Annotated in this window: 15 protein-coding genes; 13 read left to right on the top strand and 2 right to left on the bottom strand. The window is 42.8% G+C overall.

Annotated elements, in window-relative coordinates; translation table 11 throughout:
- Nucleotides 1-213 precede the first annotated feature (213 nt).
- Nucleotides 214-1,152 carry a 2-dehydropantoate 2-reductase gene (locus IGJ74_RS15135; RefSeq protein ID WP_008379573.1) on the top strand — a complete coding sequence of 313 codons (939 nt, stop codon included), beginning with the start codon at nt 214-216 and terminating at the stop codon, nt 1,150-1,152.
- A 107-nt stretch (nt 1,153-1,259) separates the two neighbouring features.
- Here IGJ74_RS15135 and IGJ74_RS15130 read toward each other — a convergent pair whose 3' ends face one another.
- A complete protein-coding gene (locus IGJ74_RS15130; protein ID WP_005233917.1) occupies nt 1,260-2,048 on the bottom strand; it encodes a PHP domain-containing protein in 789 nt (262 codons plus the stop codon).
- Between the two features lie 132 nt (nt 2,049-2,180).
- Between IGJ74_RS15130 and IGJ74_RS15125 the strand changes: the two genes are divergently transcribed.
- The 6 genes from IGJ74_RS15125 to IGJ74_RS15100 all read left to right on the top strand — a co-directional run bounded on the left by IGJ74_RS15125 (nt 2,181) and on the right by IGJ74_RS15100 (nt 7,872).
- Nucleotides 2,181-3,047, top strand: a complete 867-nt coding sequence (locus IGJ74_RS15125) for an AraC family transcriptional regulator (protein WP_005233920.1) — start codon at nt 2,181-2,183, stop codon at nt 3,045-3,047.
- A gap of 234 nt (nt 3,048-3,281) precedes the next feature.
- The gene (locus IGJ74_RS15120; protein WP_008380354.1) at nt 3,282-4,355 is read left to right on the top strand and encodes a Gfo/Idh/MocA family protein; all 1,074 of its coding nucleotides are present in this window, start codon (nt 3,282-3,284) and stop codon (nt 4,353-4,355) included.
- A gap of 30 nt (nt 4,356-4,385) precedes the next feature.
- Nucleotides 4,386-5,138 carry a sugar phosphate isomerase/epimerase family protein gene (locus IGJ74_RS15115; protein WP_008380356.1) on the top strand — a complete coding sequence of 251 codons (753 nt, stop codon included), beginning with the start codon at nt 4,386-4,388 and terminating at the stop codon, nt 5,136-5,138.
- On the top strand, nt 5,135-5,854 hold the full coding sequence (locus tag IGJ74_RS15110) for a ThuA domain-containing protein (protein WP_087664605.1): 720 nt from the start codon (nt 5,135-5,137) through the stop codon (nt 5,852-5,854). The genes IGJ74_RS15115 and IGJ74_RS15110 overlap by 4 nt, the downstream gene beginning before the upstream one ends.
- Complete coding sequence (locus tag IGJ74_RS15105; protein WP_005228209.1) at nt 5,851-6,819, top strand: sugar phosphate isomerase/epimerase family protein; 969 nt, start codon at nt 5,851-5,853, stop codon at nt 6,817-6,819. Before IGJ74_RS15110 ends, IGJ74_RS15105 begins: the two co-directional genes overlap by 4 nt.
- A gap of 24 nt (nt 6,820-6,843) precedes the next feature.
- Nucleotides 6,844-7,872 (top strand): Gfo/Idh/MocA family protein, encoded by a 1,029-nt coding sequence (locus IGJ74_RS15100; protein ID WP_060791480.1) that lies wholly within the window; start codon nt 6,844-6,846, stop codon nt 7,870-7,872.
- 78 nt (nt 7,873-7,950) lie between these two features.
- Here IGJ74_RS15100 and IGJ74_RS15095 read toward each other — a convergent pair whose 3' ends face one another.
- The gene (locus IGJ74_RS15095) at nt 7,951-8,859 is read right to left on the bottom strand and encodes an ArsR/SmtB family transcription factor (RefSeq protein WP_008380365.1); all 909 of its coding nucleotides are present in this window, start codon (nt 8,857-8,859) and stop codon (nt 7,951-7,953) included.
- A gap of 246 nt (nt 8,860-9,105) precedes the next feature.
- Between IGJ74_RS15095 and IGJ74_RS15090 the strand changes: the two genes are divergently transcribed.
- The 6 genes from IGJ74_RS15090 (at nt 9,106) to IGJ74_RS15065 (ending at nt 16,604) form a co-directional block, all read left to right on the top strand.
- On the top strand, nt 9,106-10,347 hold the full coding sequence (locus IGJ74_RS15090; RefSeq protein ID WP_061053285.1) for an extracellular solute-binding protein: 1,242 nt from the start codon (nt 9,106-9,108) through the stop codon (nt 10,345-10,347).
- A 155-nt stretch (nt 10,348-10,502) separates the two neighbouring features.
- Nucleotides 10,503-11,378, top strand: a complete 876-nt coding sequence (locus tag IGJ74_RS15085) for a carbohydrate ABC transporter permease (RefSeq protein ID WP_016612866.1) — start codon at nt 10,503-10,505, stop codon at nt 11,376-11,378.
- Between the two features lie 11 nt (nt 11,379-11,389).
- Nucleotides 11,390-12,223: a carbohydrate ABC transporter permease gene (locus IGJ74_RS15080; RefSeq protein WP_218192937.1), complete on the top strand. Its 834-nt coding sequence runs from the start codon at nt 11,390-11,392 to the stop codon at nt 12,221-12,223.
- An 18-nt stretch (nt 12,224-12,241) separates the two neighbouring features.
- Nucleotides 12,242-14,035: a glycoside hydrolase family 2 protein gene (locus IGJ74_RS15075; protein WP_087664606.1), complete on the top strand. Its 1,794-nt coding sequence runs from the start codon at nt 12,242-12,244 to the stop codon at nt 14,033-14,035.
- 30 nt (nt 14,036-14,065) lie between these two features.
- Nucleotides 14,066-15,472 (top strand): glycoside hydrolase family 43 protein, encoded by a 1,407-nt coding sequence (locus IGJ74_RS15070; RefSeq protein ID WP_218192936.1) that lies wholly within the window; start codon nt 14,066-14,068, stop codon nt 15,470-15,472.
- 205 nt (nt 15,473-15,677) lie between these two features.
- Nucleotides 15,678-16,604: an alpha/beta fold hydrolase gene (locus tag IGJ74_RS15065; RefSeq protein ID WP_034872138.1), complete on the top strand. Its 927-nt coding sequence runs from the start codon at nt 15,678-15,680 to the stop codon at nt 16,602-16,604.
- The last annotated feature ends 117 nt before the right edge of the window (nt 16,605-16,721 follow it).

The raw sequence follows: 16,721 nt of genomic DNA, 5'->3' as shown, positions 1-16,721 counted from the left end.
CGAAAACTGGTTTCGCTCAGTCAAGTTTTCAATCTTCCGTGCGACTTTTTGAATGGACAAAATTGGAAACGACCGTTTTTTAATTATCTGAAAAATCTAACTATTCCAATTGTTCTTTTTTCTTTCCTATCGAGAAAAAACGCAAGGCTCTCGCATATTTCACGATTTTAGAGTAAACTATACCTAATTGTGGAAGAGGAAAGAGGAATTCAGATGAAAATTGTTATTGCTGGTGCAGGTGCTATGGGGAGCCGTTTTGCTATTATGCTAAAAAGAGGCGGAAATGACGTCACGTTGATCGACGGCTGGCCGGCGCATATCGAAGCGATCCGTGAACACGGATTACGAGCGAACTTAAACGGTGAAGAGATCGCAGTCCCTTTTTCGATCTATTCGCAAAATGAGATCCCAACGACTGTACAAGCAGACTTGATCCTGGTCTTTACTAAAGCGATGCAACTGGATCAAATGATGCAAACGATCAAACCGATGATCGGAGAGCAAACGAAAGTCTTATGCTTATTAAACGGGATCGGTCATGAGGACACGATTGAAAAATATGTCAGCACGGATAAAATCTTTTTAGGAAATACCATTTGGACGGCGGACTTGATTGGTCCTGGTAATGTTCGCTTGTTTGGGGATGGTTCTGTAGAACTGCAAAATATCGAACCGGGCAAAGAAGAAGATGCCCGTCAATTAGCGGCAGTCTTGGCTGATGCTGGGTTAAATGCGTCTTATTCTGAGAACATTCGCTACTCCATCTATCGCAAAGCCTGTGTCAACGGCACACTAAATGGTTTGTGTTCGATTTTAAATGTGAATATTGCCCAATTCGGACAAACCTCAACGGCGCGTGCGATGGTCCAAACGATTGTGGAAGAATTTGCGGCAGTTGCTACCCATGAATCTGTTGAACTGGATGTATCCGAAGTAGTCCACCATATTGAGGAAACCTATGATCCAGAAGGCATCGGAATGCACTATCCATCCATGTATCAAGATTTGATCAATAATCATCGCAAAACCGAGATCGATTATATCAATGGCGCAATCTCACGAAAAGGCCGTAAGTACCAAGTCCCAACGCCTTATTGTGACTTTTTGACTCAAATGATCCATGCCAAGGAAGATATTTTAGCAGCAGAATAACCTAAGTAAATATGGTCTTAAAATGAAAAAACGGCGTATCCTTTTAGGGTTCGCCGTTTTTGGTTCATTTATTGAAAATGTGTTGTAGAGTGCATTCAAAGGTGACGCTATTTAGCAGGCAGATCCGCCATAAACCGTTCACTACCTTGAAAGACCGCTAATTGATTGACACCAAAGGAACGCAGCAGATCGCTCATCGCTGCAAAATCTAACCGATAATCACTGGCTTTATGGGCATCAGAGCCGAGGGTGAACAAGTTACCCCCAACACTTTGATACAGCGGGATAGCATATTGGTAAAGGTGGGCATTTTGATAAGGGCCAAAGCTCTTAGCGTTGATTTCCATCGCTAAGTCACGGGCAACGATTTTTTTGAAGATCGTCGTTAACTCTGTTTCAAAATGGGCGGCCAATTCCTCAGCTGTAAATTGGAAACGACGCAAGCCATAATCAAAGTGGGTCACGATATGCCCGTCTGGAAACGAGTCCAACACGTGGGCCATTTGGTCAAAGTATTGTTTGGCGACTGCAAATTTGTCCTTCGTCAACACGGCATCGTCCATATAATCAAAGGTACCGTTTTGATGGATACTGATCAATTTCAAGTCATAAGGATGGCTTTCAAGATAGCGCAAGATTTCTTGTTCTTGACCAGGCACGACACCAATCTCGATGCCTTTTAAGAGTTTCGTCGCTGTGGTCTCTTGCAGCTTCTGGTGGGTTTTTACTAGTAATTCATAGTCAGGAATATCATCACGGAATCCCGAATAGGGGTTCTTCAAATCGAAATGATCTGTCGCAACGAAGTAGGCAGGCTGGTAAGCTAGATAATTCTCAAACTGTTCATCTGAATCAAAAGACAAAAATGTATGCAGATGTTGATCATAATAATTCATAAACAAGACTCCTTTTCTTGAATACGATACCACAAAAAAGCAGAAGAAACTATGATTGGCTGAGAAAAGGTTTTCTCTTAGGCAATTTTTCGCTTATAATAAATAAGAATAGAGCGAAGGAGTCGGTCAGCCATGAGTATGTATCTTGAAATTCCTGAATTTGAAAGTGAATTTCGTTTTCGAACGTTTCTAAATGATGGTTTGACCATCGTTTATCCCCATGTCCATAAAGAAATCGAGATCATTTACGCTAAGCGTGGCACGGTGAATATTGGTGTTGACGATACGATCATTGAGTTGGAGGAAGGGGATCTGTATCTTTTTTCCAGCGGGCAACCCCACTATTTTCTAGCATCGCCTGAGAGTGAACGCTATGTCTATCAATTTGATATGCAGCTTTTTGAAGAGCCGTTGCTGCGAGAAAATGAAGTATCCTTGATGACACTCTTTGAAGAAGGGGAGCCCCACAGCAAAAATTGGCCAGCGAGTTTTACGGAAAAAATAACAGGTCTCTTGATCGAGTTGTATCAGTTGGAAGAGGAAAATGTTGTTGGGAAGCGTTATTTGACTCTCGGGCTGCTTTACCAGTTGATCGGGGAGTGCTATCAAAGCTTGCCAAAGCGAAAACGAGCCGTCAATCCACTAAAACGAACGGCCGCACAATACAAAGAAACCTTGCAGCGTCTGAATGATGTCTTTGAGTACATCGAATCCCATTACCAAGAAGTCTTGACGATGGAGGACACCGCAAGACATGTAGGGTTTAGTCCTCATTATTTCACGCGTTTCTTTAAAACCAATACTGGCAAGACCTTCATGCAGTTTTTGACGGAATACCGTATCAATCAAGCCAAATTTATCTTGGCAAATGAAAAGATCCCGATGGCAGAAGTCGCTGAAAAAGCTGGCTTTGCCAGTGTCAAAACATTTCATCATGTCTTTAAGGAAGCCGTTGGTCAATCACCGTTGCAGTACCAGAAACAATTGAATCAAAATTGATAGAAACAGCCGATGAGCCTGTGCTTGTCGACTGTTTTTTTGTTGATCTGGCACTATTTTTTTCTCGATAGTGTTTTTTTAAGCGCTTTGCATAAATTGTGGAGTGGTTCTTTTTGTTAAAGTTTCATAAGATAATTTTCGGGAATTTTTTCAATGGAAACTGGGAAGAACTGCTTTCGATGTTTCGCTATAATGAGGGGGTAGAAAATAATAAGCGTTTTCAGGAGGAAAGATATGACAGTTAAAGTTGGAATCATTGGGTGCGGTGGGATCGCAAACGGCAAGCACATGCCTGCCTTGTCTCAAGTAGAAGAAGTAGAAATGGTTGCCTTTTGTGATCTGCTGGTTGAACGTGCAGTTGAAGCGAAATCAGCATTTGGGACCGAAGATGCTCAAGTATTCAGCGATTATCAAGAAATGTTGACACAAGCTGATCTAGATGTGATCCATGTGTGTACACCAAACGCCTCACATGCTGAGTTGACGATTGCTGCACTAGAAGCAGATTGTCATGTCATGTGTGAAAAACCAATGGCAAAAACAGCGGCAGAAGCCAAAGCAATGATCGAAGCAGCCAACCGAACAGGGAAAAAACTCACGATCGGCTACCAAAACCGTTTTAGAAAAGATTCTCGTTATCTTCATGAAGTGTGCGCCGAAGGACAATTAGGAAACATTTATTTTGGGAAAGCTCATGCGATCCGTCGTCGGGCTGTGCCAACTTGGGGTGTTTTCCTTGATGAAGAAGCGCAAGGCGGCGGTCCGTTGATCGATATCGGTACCCACGCATTGGATCTGACCTTATGGATGATGAACAATTACAAACCAAAATTTGTTGTCGGAAAAGCGTATCATGAGTTGTCGCAAACCAAAAATGCCGCAAATGCTTGGGGCCCTTGGGACCCAGAGAAATTCTCAGTAGAAGATTCGGCCTTTGGTTTTGTGGTCATGGAAGATGGCGCAACGATTTTCTTAGAAGCCAGCTGGGCGCTCAACAGCTTGGATGTGAAAGAGGCCAAAACGACACTGATGGGTAGCAAAGCCGGTGCGGATATGAACAACGGTTTGACCATCAATGGGGAAGACCACAGCTTGCTGTATGAAAAAAATATCGAACTTGAAACAGGCGGCGTTGATTTTTATGAAGGAAACGGGGAGACGCCAGAAATTTTAGAAGCACAATCGTGGATCCATGCGATCATCAACGATACCGAACCAGTGGTCAAACCTGAAGAAGCAATGGTCGTGACGGAGATTCTAGAAGCGATCTACAAATCATCGCAAACCGGTGAGCCAGTCTACCTATAAGAACTGCTGGAAGAAAAGGAGCGAGCACAAATGACAAAACCGAAAATTGCTTTACAGCTTTGGAGTATTCAAGAGGACTGCAAGACAAATCTTTTTGATGCGTTGAAAACAGTAAAACAAAACGGCTATGACGGTGTTGAATTTGCCGGTTATCATGGACACAGCGCTGTTCAGATCAAAGAAATGCTGGAGCAGTTGGATTTGGCGGTCGCGGCTTCCCATATCCCGTTTGAAGCATTGCAAGATCGTTTTGAAGAAACCGTCGCTTTTGAAAAAACGATTGGCAATCAACGGATCGTGATTCCGTATGCCAGCTTTGATTCTTTGGAAAAATGGCAAGCCTTTGCTGCGGAGCTGACCCAGATCACCCAAAAATTGCAGGCAGAAGGGCTGATTTGCTACTACCACAACCATGCCCATGAATTTACTGAAGTTGCTGGAAAATCCATGATCGATGAACTGATCAAAGACAATCCGCAACTGCGTTTGGAAGCCGACCTTTACTGGTTAGCCTTTGCAAACGTGGCTATTTTACCTTGGCTAAAGGAACGCGAAACGAAGGTCGGCTTGGTTCATATCAAAGATATGCAAGAGCAGCCGCAGGAAAGCACCGAGATCGGCAATGGGATTTTACCAATTAAGTCGTATGTAGAAGCAGCTAAAGCATTAGAACTACCATGGCTGATCGTCGAGCAGGAAGCGTTTCAAAAATTCGCTCCTTTAGAAGCCAGCGGGATTGATTATCTGCAATTAAAAGACATCGTAGAGGAGGTCTACCAATGATCCATGTTACGGTATGGAACGAGTTTCGTCATGAAAAAACGAATGAGACCGTCCAAAAAATGTATCCAGAAGGAATCCATGGTCAAATTGCCAAGTTTTTAGCAGAGGATGATTTTCAAGTACGAACGGCGACCCTTGATGAACCAGAACATGGGTTGACGGAGCAAGTATTGGCTGACACGGATGTGTTGGTTTGGTGGGGCCATATGGCGCATGAAGAAGTCGATGATGCTATCGTTGCTCGTGTGCAGCAGCGTGTATGGGAAGGAATGGGACTGATCGTCTTGCATTCTGGCCACTTTTCGAAAATCTTTAAAACGTTGATGGGAACGTCGTGCGATTTGAAATGGCGGGTAGACGATCAGCATGCGCGGATCTGGAATGTTAATCCAAGCCACCCAATCGCTGAAGGAGTCGGCGAATGGATCGAAATAGAGCAAGAGGAAATGTATGGCGAGCACTTTGATATTCCAGCGCCGGATGAATTGATCTTTGTCAGCTGGTTCCCTGGTGGTGAAGTTTTCCGTAGCGGCTGTACATTCCGCCGTGGGAATGGCAAAATCTTCTATTTCCAGCCTGGTCATGAGACATTCCCCAGCTATTACAATCTCAAAGTGCAAAAAGTGATCCAAAATGCGGCTCGCTGGTGTGCACCAACAGAAAATCGTTACCCAACATATGGGCATTTTCAAGCAATTGAGGAGGAAAGAAAATGAAATTAGGTGTTTTTACCCCGTTATTCAATCAACTTAGCTTTGAAGAAATGATCGATGAAGTAGCGAAAAAAGGGCTCCAAACCGTCGAGATCGGTACCGGTGGTTCTCCAGGCAATGCCCACTTAGACATTGACCGTTTACTAGCAAGTGAAGCAGAGCGAAAAGAATACTTAGCGAAATTAGCTGATAAAGGATTGGAAATCTCAGCTTTGAGCTGTCACAACAACCCAATCTCTCCATTAAAAGCAGAAGCGCAAGAAGCCGATGAACTTTTGCGCAAAACCATCAAATTAGCCAGCTTAATGAATGTACCTGTTGTGAACGGATTTTCAGGCGTTTCAGGCGGAAATGCAACAGATACACAAGTCAACTGGCCAGTATTGCCATGGCCGACGGAATACGATGACAATTATAATTATCAATGGGAACAAAAACTGATTCCTTATTGGAAAGGCATCAACACGGAAGCGGAAGCGGCTGGTGTTAAAATTGGGATCGAACTTCATGGCGGCTTTTTGGCACATACCCCTTATACGATGTTGAAACTGCGGGATGCTGCGGGTAAAGCCATCGGCTGTAACTTGGATCCAAGTCATTTATGGTGGCAAGGGATCGACCCAGTGGCAGCGGTCAAAATCTTAGGGGAAGCCGATGCGATCCATCACTTCCATGCTAAAGATACGTATTTGGACCAAGACAATATCAACATGCATGGCTTGACGGACATGCAGCCATATAGCAATGTCAAAACCCGAGCTTGGACCTTCCGTTCAGTCGGTTGCGGCCACAGCTTACAAGTCTGGTCAGATATTATTTCTGCACTTAGAATTTATGGGTATGATTATGTCTTGAGTATTGAGCATGAAGATCCAATCATGTCCATTGATGAAGGACTGACTCGTGCCATCAGCAACTTGAAGACGATTATGATCCGTGAAGAAGCTTCATCCATGTGGTGGGCATAAGAAGAAAACCGAGGAGTGTCAGACATGAGTGCAATCAATTTTGCAGTAATCGGATATGGCGGCATGGGTGCGTACCATGTCCACAATATCTTACCAAATGAAAACGAACGAATCCACATCGTAGGAACTTACGATATCAATGAAGAACGTCAAGCGATCTCACAAGAAAAAGGCCATAAGATCTTTAAAAGCTATGATGAAGTCTTAGCCGATGAGACGATCGAAGCAGTATTGATCGCCACACCTAATGACTTGCATAAAGAGTTATCGATCGCTGCATTGAGAGCAGGCAAACATGTTGTTTGCGAGAAGCCTGTTGCGCTGAATACTGCGGAACTAGATGAGATCGTGGCGGTTGCCCAAGAAACCGGCAATACCTTTATGGTTCACCAAAACCGCCGTTGGGATCCTGATTTTTTACTTGTACGCGAACTGTACCGTAATGGACAGATCGGCGATTTGTTCCAATTAGAATCACGGGTCCAAGGGGCAAACGGCATCCCAGGAGACTGGCGTCATGTGAAAAAACAAGGCGGGGGAATGCTCTTAGACTGGGGCGTTCACTTGCTAGATCAAATGCTATGGCTGATCGACAGCCCAGTGAAAGACGTCAAAGCGGATCTTAGCTTTGTGTTGGGGGAAGAAGTCGATGATGGGTTCTTCGCTTTGATTACCTTTGAAAATGGGGTCAAAGCAATCGTGGAAGTTGGAACCTCCAATTACACGCAATTGCCTCGCTGGTACATCAAAGGAACGGAAGGAACAGCCACCATCACCGATTGGGATCTAAATGGTGAAATGGTTCAGGCAACAGGTCGCGAAGACGTGGCCGCACCAAAACCAGTTCAAGCAGGCGTTGGCTTGACGAAAACGATGGCACCGCCATCGGAATTGGCAGCCAAAGAGATTCCTTTCCCGAAAGCCGAAGCGGATTTTGAACCTTTCTACAAGAATTTTTACAACGTTGTACGCAACGGTGCCGAACCTATCGTTAAAAACGAAGAAGTCCGAGCAGTGATGCAGTTGATTGAACGCATTTTTGCCACAGCGTAAGAGAATAGAAAAAAGCACTAGCTGAGGGAGTGATCTCTCTTCGCTACGTGCTTTTTTTGTGTAATGGAACGACAACAGTCATTCCGATACGTAAAAATTGAACAATAAATCTTGAGGATAATTTCCCCATCGATCGCCGAAAATGGTCAAACCACCAGCGTTTTCGGCAGTTGCAGGTGCAGCAATTTTAAAGGTGAAAAAGTCACTGTGGTCTAAGTCGATTTCATTCAGGTTGTGATCTGTTAATTTTTCTCCATCGAGGGAAGTATCATAGCGATTGATGCGTAAATGCTTAAGCAATCCATATTGACTGAACTCATCGATCCACCATTGCGGAGTCAGAGAACCTCTGACATCCGAAAAGTTTCCTGGTACGGTGTAACTACCGATGCAGTGATTGTTTAAGTAAAAGGAAAGATCACTGGGCCAATAGTTATTCGAAATTGGGAACTCTGAAGCGATCTCCATACTGATTTCGAGTAATTCGATTTTTTCACCATTTTTCAAAGGATTTGGGATTTTGTATTCTAAAAAACCGTTATTTAGCCAGATGATACTTGCATCAACACGTTCTTGATCCAGAAAAGATTTTGGATCATCTAAGGCGCCAATCAAGCGGTCTTTGGTCGCCATTCCACAAGAAGGCTCAGCTTTAAAATCGGTGAAGTGGCCGATTTTCACAGATTGGGAGGTTAGATTCATTTCTGGAAACACTTTTGCTGGGAAATTGATATTGATGAAATCAGTTTTTAGAGACAAATATTTTTTCTTCCAGTCTTGCCCCGATCCTTTTTCGGTTTTGATCAACTGAGCTTCTTCGAGTTTACGGATATGTTTGGTCATTAAAGCATTGCTGATTGCTAATTTTTGTCCAATTTCACTGATGCTTTTCTTCTTATCGCCTAATTCTCTTAAAATCGCTAAGCGAGTTTCATTTGCCAGTGCTTCGTAGATCGGTAAAGATGCGTTCGTTAAATCCAATTCCATAGCGATCACCTCGTTATACTAAAATGTTTAATGAAAAGATGGTTTAATTATAACACAACCTTGTGGATTTACAAAATAGTAAAATGATATAATTTTCGGTTATACCTTGTTAAAATAATGTTGACAGCGCTTTATATTTATAGTAACTTTACGGTGTAAACATTATTTGACGATAGTCTAACGATTATGTTTATTGATAATTGGATGTCATTTTACTTTTTAGTTAAATTAAAAGGAGTGTAAAAAATGAAAGTAAGTAAATCTATTGTTTTAGTAGGGACAAGCTTATTATGTACAGTGTTGTTAGCTGCTTGTGGCGGGAGTGGTAGCTCAAGTAATAATTCAGAAATTTTGCTTTGGTCTTCGACGACAGGACCAGACGGTGAAAAAATCAAAAAAACGATTGATCAATACAATGAAACAGACCCAGACTTTAAAGTGAAGTTAGTAAGCATGCAAGGTGACACCTTTACTTCAAAGTTGACGACTGCGGGGAAATCGGGGAAAGGTGTTCCTGATTTGGCTTTGATTGCCTCAGAAGCTTTGCCTACGTACAAACACCAAGACATGCTTGAAACTTGGGATGACATGATCGATGGGACAGAATTGGCACGGGAAAACTACGTTGAAGCTGCTTGGGACACTGGTGTAGTGGATGATAGTCAATATGGGATTCCGGCAACCATGGGTTCGTGGGTGATGTATTACAACCAAGATTTGGTGGATAAATATGTTCCAGGAGCGTTGGATGATGGCGTAGTGACGTATGAAGAAATCAGACAAGCTGGGGAAAAAGCAAAAGCAGATGGTATCTATAGTTTTGGCTATACATGGGGCATGCAGAATTATTCGAATCTCTACCAACAAATGGGTGGGGAATGGCAAGATGCACAAGGAAACATCAATATCGATAATGAGTATTCTTACAATGCCGTTCAAGAGTTTAAGGATCTGTACGATGCCGGCTACATGGTCCCAGATGGTGAAGATGCAAATAAACTTTTTGCAAACCAGCAACTGATTTTTCTTCCAGAAGGAACATGGATGCTAAGTAATATGGAAGAAATCAGTGACTTCACTTGGGGCCAAACATTTACTCCTCAATGGGATGCGGAACATATCATTCAAGGTTCAGGCGTCGATCAGTTTGCAATGTTCAAAACGAACGAGGAACGTTCCGATGAAAAGAAAAGTGGCATGGTCGACTTTCTGACTTGGTTACAAGCAAACCAATTAGAGTGGGTCAAATCAGGTGCAAATCCTACTTCCTTAGCTATGCTAGACAATGAAGAATATGTTGAGATGCCACAATCCTTCTTATTGAAGACAGAAAAAGGACAAGCGGCAATTTCTGTTAACGCAGTTGATGGCTTATCGTATATCTTTGGTGAATATGATAATCGCTCATGGGACATGATCACAGGAAAAGCAGATATTCAAACGACTTTTGGTGAGATCCAAAAAGTTGTAGAAGAAAAGATGAAATAATCTTCTCACATAGAGGCTGTGGCAGAAGGAAGAGCGACCATAAAAAGAATTCAGTCCATTTTTTGATAGGGGAGGAATTCTGATAGGCTTAAAGGGCTGTCACAGTTGTTTCTTGTTGAGAGCTGCACTAGAAATACAAGGAAGGATGGGTATTGATGAAAAAAAGGTTAAATGGCTGGCCAATCGTTTTTATTGGTCCGCATATGCTCCTTTTTCTTTTATTCTTTTTAGTTCCTGCAGTGATTGGGATCTATGTTTCTTTTACTGAATGGGATCTGTTCAGTACACCGATTTTTGTCGGGTTTGATAATTTTCAAACGATTTTGTTTGATCAAGACTCGTTGTATCATACGCAATTTTTTAATGGAATGAAAAATACGCTGTTTTTTGCGGCAATCTCCGTTCCGTTATGTATTGTAATTCCCTTGTTACTAGCGGTTGCATTATCTGCTAAACCAAAAATGATGCGTTTTTTTCAATCGATTCTCTACCTGCCAACACTGTTTGCAATCTCTGCCGTCATGATTATTTGGGGGTTCCTTTTGAGCAAATCTTTTGGGCCAATCAAAGAAGTATTCGGTATCGACATCAATTTTGTAGGCACGCAACCATGGGCATGGATCGCTATTTTGATCGTGACGATTTGGTGGACATTAGGTGGGAATCTAATTATTTATGTTGCTGCATTAAATGGCGTCTCTAAAGAGCAGTTAGAAGCAGCAGAATTAGATGGTGCAAATAGTATAACGAAATTTTTCCGTATTTCTTTGCCGAGTATTCGCAACCAGCTTGTTTTTACCACGGTCATGACGACCATCGCTCAGTTTAATATTTATGGTCAGCCACTAATGTTGACGGGTGGCGGACCCAACAATTCTACTCGCGTGTTGATGATGTACATCCAAGAAAATGCTTTTGGTAGTAGTACCTCGGTTGCAGGAATTTCTTCAGCGATGGCTATTTTACTAGGTTTTGTAATCATGGCAGTTTCGATTGTGCAATTTATGGTCATCAAAAAAATGGAAAGATAGGAGGGAAGAAGATGCGAGAAAACAAACTAGGGAAAAGAATTGCCTTTATTTTGCTAGCGATCGTCTGTGTGATTTGGCTCTTTCCTTTGATATGGGCAATTTTTACCTCGTTTAAATCGGAGGCAGAGATTCAAAAGGTTGGGTTCAGTTTGATTCCACAAGATTGGACGCTGACTAACTTTTTGGGCTTGTTACAAGGCAATAATTCTTCTCCTGTGTTCCGCTGGTTTGTGAATTCAATGATTATTTCAACTTCACATACGCTGTTGGTTATGGTGATCGTCTCGTTTGCAGCCTATGGCTATACACGACTCACCTTTAAGGGGAGAGATTTGATTTTTGCCCTATTGTTAGGAACGATGATGTTTCCCGGGGTGGTCAATTTGATCCCGAATTTTAAAATCGTTGATACGTTAGGTTGGACCAATACATTTCTGGCAGTCATCGTTCCTGGGGCTGCAGGTGTTTATAACATTTTCCTCGTTCGGCAGTTCATTTTAGGGATTCCTAAAGAATTGGATGAATCGGCTGTGATCGATGGGGCCAACGAGTTTCAAATCTTTTATCATATTATCTTACCACTGATCAAACCTGTATTGACGGTGGTTGCGTTATTTAGTTTTACTGGCTCATGGAATGACTTCTTGTGGCCATCGATCGTGATAAACGATATTGATAAATTACCGATTACACCGGGGCTGCAGTTGCTACAAGGGCAATACATGACCTATCCGGGAATTGGAACTGCCGGAGCAATCTTGGCTTTGATCCCTACCTTTTTATTGTATTTGGTGGCGCAAAAAAGCTTTATGGCGTCAATGTCGTTGCAAAGTGGCATAAAATAATTTGTTTTTGGAGGAAATATGAGTAGAGAAGAATACCCGAGACCGCAATTTGAGAGAGAGAATTGGTTAAGCTTAAATGGTGAATGGCAATTTACCTTTGATGACCAAAATCTTGGTTTAAAAGAAAAGTGGTACACAAATGAAGCAAACTATCCGTACAAGATCAATGTTCCCTTTGTCTATCAAAGTGCATTGAGCGGCATTGATCATCGAGAAGTGCACGACGTTGTATGGTATTATCGGACCTTCAATGTGCAAGTCCCTGAAAAAAGTCGTGTCCTTTTGCATTTTGGGGCGGTGGACTATGAAGCAGATGTGTTTGTCAATGGCAATCATGTGAAAAATCATTGCGGAGGGCATACCTCGTTTGCTATAGACATCACGGATGCTCTAGTATCTGGACAAGAGCAAATACTAAGTGTGCGAGCATTTGACCCGCATTTTGATGAAAGCATTCCACGGGGGAAACAATTTTGGGAAGAAGAATCAGCAGGAATCTGGTACACAAACTCAACAGGGATCTGGCAGCCAGTCTGGCTTGAAGTAGTTGCTGAAACCCATCTGCAACAGGTGAAATTTACGAGTGATTTTGATGCTGGCGCCGTGAAGATCGATGTAGAACTGAACCAGTTACAGCCGCAAGTAGTCTTAGAATATCAAATCTATTTTAAAGATGCTTTAGTTACCAGCGGAAAGGCAGACTTTATCACTTCTAAGTTGAGTTTTGCAGTTGATATTTTCCAGCAAGAAATTTTTCGGACGAATTTTCACCACGAAGGCTGGTCTTGGACACCTGAAAAGCCGCAATTATTTGATGTTGAATTGACGCTTAGAGAAGCAGGGAATGCCATCGATCAGCTAAAAAGTTATTTTGGTATGCGTAAAATACATACAGAAAACGGTATGATTTACTTAAATAACAAGCCTTACTACCAGAAGCTGGTGCTCGATCAAGGATATTGGCCGAGCGGTTTGTTAACTGCACCAACAGATGAGGACTTTAAACAAGACATCTTATTGGCCAAAGAAATGGGATTTAATGGTTGCCGAAAACATCAAAAAACAGAAGACCCACGCTTTTTATACTGGGCAGATAAATTAGGATTTCTTGTTTGGGGAGAGTGTGCGGCGCCGGCAATCTATACCGATCGTTCTGTGATGCGTTTGATGCAAGAGTGGGCAGAGATCATCACTCGGGACTATAGTCACCCTTCGATCGTTACTTGGGTACCAATCAATGAGAGCTGGGGTGTACCAAAAATATCATTTGATCGTCAGCAACAGCATTTTTCTCAAGCAATGTATCACTTTATCCATTCGCTAGACCAGCAACGGTTGGTTATTTCAAATGATGGTTGGGCGATGACGGAGACAGATATTTGTGCGATTCATAATTATGCGCATGGGCAAGAATCTGAGCGGCAAAAATATCTATACTTCAAAGACAGTCTCAGCACGAGAGAAAAATTGGTGAATCGAGTATCGACCCCCTGGCCGATTTTCGCTGGAGGATTTTCTTATCAGGATCAGCCTATTTTATTGACTGAGTTTGGCGGTATTGGCTTCGATGTTTCGGGGCAACCCGGTTGGGGCTATACCTCAGTGGAAAATCAACAAGATTTCTTGAAGGATTATCAGCGAATCATGACAGCTGTTTATGATTCTGTCGGACTCTGGGGCTATTGCTACACTCAGTTGACAGATGTTGAACAAGAAATCAATGGATTACTGACCTATGACCGCCAACCAAAAGTTGATTTGGCAGCGATTAAAGAGATCAATGAGCAGTTTCATCCACCACAGATAGAATAAAATGATTGGTAAGGAAAGGAGCGATGTCCGATGGGGAAATCAGCAGCTTGGCTCAGTGGAGTAAGTATCTTGATTGCTGCGCTTATGATAACCGGTTGTAGCGCTGGAACTGATCCAGGGGAAGAAGTGTCCGATTTTACATCAATTATCGATAATGATGGGGCAGATCCTTGGATCTTGCAAACGGAAGCGTTCTTTTATTATACCAAAACGACTGGGAATAATTTAACGCTTTGGCGTGCTGATAACCTCTCTCACGTTGCTGCTGGTGAAAAAAAGATCATCTGGGAAATGCCAGCAGAATTTGAAAGTATCTGGGCACCTGAGCTTCATTACTTAGATGATCGCTGGGTGATGTATTTCGCGGCTAATCGTCCTTCAGAAACGCATCGTATGTACGCATTAGTCAATCATCAAAAAGATCCTTACATGGGTGAGTGGCAATTGGAAGAGATCAAAGGGATGGATGATAAATTTGCGATTGATGGAACAGTCTTAGAGATCAATGACAAACGCTATTTCCTTTGGTCGGGCTGGGAAGGGTATGAAAATGTCGCGCAAAATCTTTATTTAGCGGAAATGGCCTCCCCTACGGAAGTGATTGGGGAGAAACGACTTATCTCAGAACCAGAATATGAATGGGAAATGCGGCAAACACCATTGATCAATGAAGCCCCTCAAGTGATGATCAAAGACGAAACAGTCAATTTGGTATACTCTGCCAGTGGAAGCTGGGACAATGATTACGCTCTTGGTCTTATGACCCTAGATGTGGCTGATGATCCGCTAGAAAGAGCGAACTGGCAAAAGGAACCAGCGCCGATTTTCCAACAGACAAACACTGTCTATGGACCTGGTCATAATGGATTTGCCAAATCAAAAGATGGTTCTGAAGACTGGCTGATTTATCATGCTGCTCGGTGGGATCATTCGGGCTGGAACCGTTCGATCCGCTTACAAAAGTTTGGTTGGGATCAAGAGGATAAAATTCTAATGGAAGCTCCTTTGGATGAATGGCATGTTCAAGCGTTGCCAAAAGCTGAGCCCAATCGACTGCGATTAACTGCTAGCCGTGCTTTGCTGGAGGGCGATTTAGTGCTTGTCGAAGATGAGGCAGCACTCTCTAAGAAAGTCGTCCAAGGCTTTGAATCAACGACTGACAAAATTATCTTTGCCCCGCAGATTGAAGAAGCAGACGAATTTCTGGTGATTGCCTATGTCAAAACCACTGATTATCTCTCCTTGAATGACCCAATTCAGGTCAGGATTGAAACGAAACAAGCAAACCACGTGGTGGATGTCTATCCTTCCGAATATTATCAACCGCTACAAGTCCGCATGAAGTTACCGAAAGGGGCGCAGGAAATCACCCTTTCGTCTGAGATTGGGGTGGATACGCTAAGTATTGATCGTTTAGAAATCGTCAAATTCAAATAAAAAATAGTGAGGAAGTTTTCCAATCCAAGCGATGGGTAATGATCGTTTGACTCCTGCTACTTTGTCTCTAGACAATGTGGCAGGAGTTTTTTTATCCTCGCAAATTCCCAACTCCTACCGCCATAGCCTAAAATTCCATGTATAATAAAGAAAACGACCGTTTTATTTGGCGGAGGGAAAAGAAAAAGCAAAAGAGGTGCAAACTATGAGGATGAATCAAGAAAAGCTGACTTCATCAAATGGGAAGGATCAGCTTTTTGTCAAAACGTGGCTGCCAGAAGAACAGCCAAAAGCAGTCGTGCAAATCGTCCACGGAATGATTGAGCACATTGAACGTTACCATGAGTTTGCGGAATGTTTAACTGCACAAGGCTATGCGGTGGTCGGTCATGATCACTTAGGGCATGGGCAATCCGTGAAGGACACACAGGCTTATGGGCATTTTGGTGAAAAAGAGGGCGCCAAACATTTAGTGGCAGATGTGGCAATAGTCCATCAGTACGCCGCTGCTTGCTATCCAGACAGGCCATACTTTATCTTAGGTCACAGTATGGGATCGCTGGTTTTGCGGAATTATTTGTTTAGTCAGCCACATCCATTGACAGGAGCGATCATCATGGGCACCACGATGGAAAAAGCCGTGCTGATGCAAGGAGGCAAACTCGTCACGAACTTGTTGCGGCCGTTTGCCGCTCAGCAATGGCCTTATCACGTAATGGAACAGCTAGTTTTTGGCCAGCACAACCGGCGTTTTCGTCCCAATCGGACCGCCAAAGATTGGTTGACCAGTGATCCGCAGCAAGTGGATCGCTATTTGAAGGACCCTTACACCCAATTTCATTTTTCTTTAGCAGCTTACAAGGATCTCTTTACATTGACACAAGCTGCCAGTGATCCGGATCAACTGCGCAAGATTGATTCAGAATTGCCGCTGCTGCTGATTTCAGGTGGAGACGATCCTGTTGGGCACTATGGCAAAAGCGTCCGCCAATTGGCTCAGCAACTGAAGCAAAATGCTGACGTGACGATGTATTTGCTCGAACATGGCCGTCATGAGATTTTGAATGAGCGCAACCGCGAGATCGTTTACAATGAAATTTCTCGCTGGCTATTTGAAAAAATGCCGAAATGACGAACGTTAAGAAATTGGTAGTCTTTTCTGAAAATTCAAAATTATTTTCTCTTTTAAGGCTTTTTTCATTTTCGGCTATCTGTTATAATGATTTTCACATCTAACATAAAGGAGAGA

Origin of the sequence: Enterococcus sp. AZ009 (assembly GCF_050548785.1) — a bacterium.
GTDB classification, from domain to species: Bacteria; Bacillota; Bacilli; order Lactobacillales; family Enterococcaceae; genus Enterococcus_D; species Enterococcus_D entomosocium.
The sequence above is the reverse complement of the archived record's forward strand: the minus strand, read 5'-3'. Positions and strand labels throughout refer to the sequence as shown.

Bases quoted from the DNA above. Each gene is read 5' to 3' on its own strand.
- IGJ74_RS15120 (WP_008380354.1), top strand. From the start codon at position 3,282: ATGACAGTTAAAGTTGGAATCATTGGGTGCGGTGGGATCGCAAACGGC.
- IGJ74_RS15075 (WP_087664606.1), top strand. From the start codon at position 12,242: ATGAGTAGAGAAGAATACCCGAGACCGCAATTTGAGAGAGAGAATTGG.
- IGJ74_RS15085 (WP_016612866.1), top strand. From the start codon at position 10,503: ATGAAAAAAAGGTTAAATGGCTGGCCAATCGTTTTTATTGGTCCGCAT.
- IGJ74_RS15130 (WP_005233917.1), bottom strand. From the start codon at position 2,048: ATGAATTATTATGATCAACATCTGCATACATTTTTGTCTTTTGATTCA.
- IGJ74_RS15100 (WP_060791480.1), top strand. From the start codon at position 6,844: ATGAGTGCAATCAATTTTGCAGTAATCGGATATGGCGGCATGGGTGCG.
- IGJ74_RS15125 (WP_005233920.1), top strand. From the start codon at position 2,181: ATGAGTATGTATCTTGAAATTCCTGAATTTGAAAGTGAATTTCGTTTT.
- IGJ74_RS15080 (WP_218192937.1), top strand. From the start codon at position 11,390: ATGCGAGAAAACAAACTAGGGAAAAGAATTGCCTTTATTTTGCTAGCG.
- IGJ74_RS15090 (WP_061053285.1), top strand. From the start codon at position 9,106: ATGAAAGTAAGTAAATCTATTGTTTTAGTAGGGACAAGCTTATTATGT.
- IGJ74_RS15065 (WP_034872138.1), top strand. From the start codon at position 15,678: ATGAGGATGAATCAAGAAAAGCTGACTTCATCAAATGGGAAGGATCAG.
- IGJ74_RS15095 (WP_008380365.1), bottom strand. From the start codon at position 8,859: ATGGAATTGGATTTAACGAACGCATCTTTACCGATCTACGAAGCACTG.
- IGJ74_RS15135 (WP_008379573.1), top strand. From the start codon at position 214: ATGAAAATTGTTATTGCTGGTGCAGGTGCTATGGGGAGCCGTTTTGCT.
- IGJ74_RS15105 (WP_005228209.1), top strand. From the start codon at position 5,851: ATGAAATTAGGTGTTTTTACCCCGTTATTCAATCAACTTAGCTTTGAA.
- IGJ74_RS15110 (WP_087664605.1), top strand. From the start codon at position 5,135: ATGATCCATGTTACGGTATGGAACGAGTTTCGTCATGAAAAAACGAAT.
- IGJ74_RS15115 (WP_008380356.1), top strand. From the start codon at position 4,386: ATGACAAAACCGAAAATTGCTTTACAGCTTTGGAGTATTCAAGAGGAC.
- IGJ74_RS15070 (WP_218192936.1), top strand. From the start codon at position 14,066: ATGGGGAAATCAGCAGCTTGGCTCAGTGGAGTAAGTATCTTGATTGCT.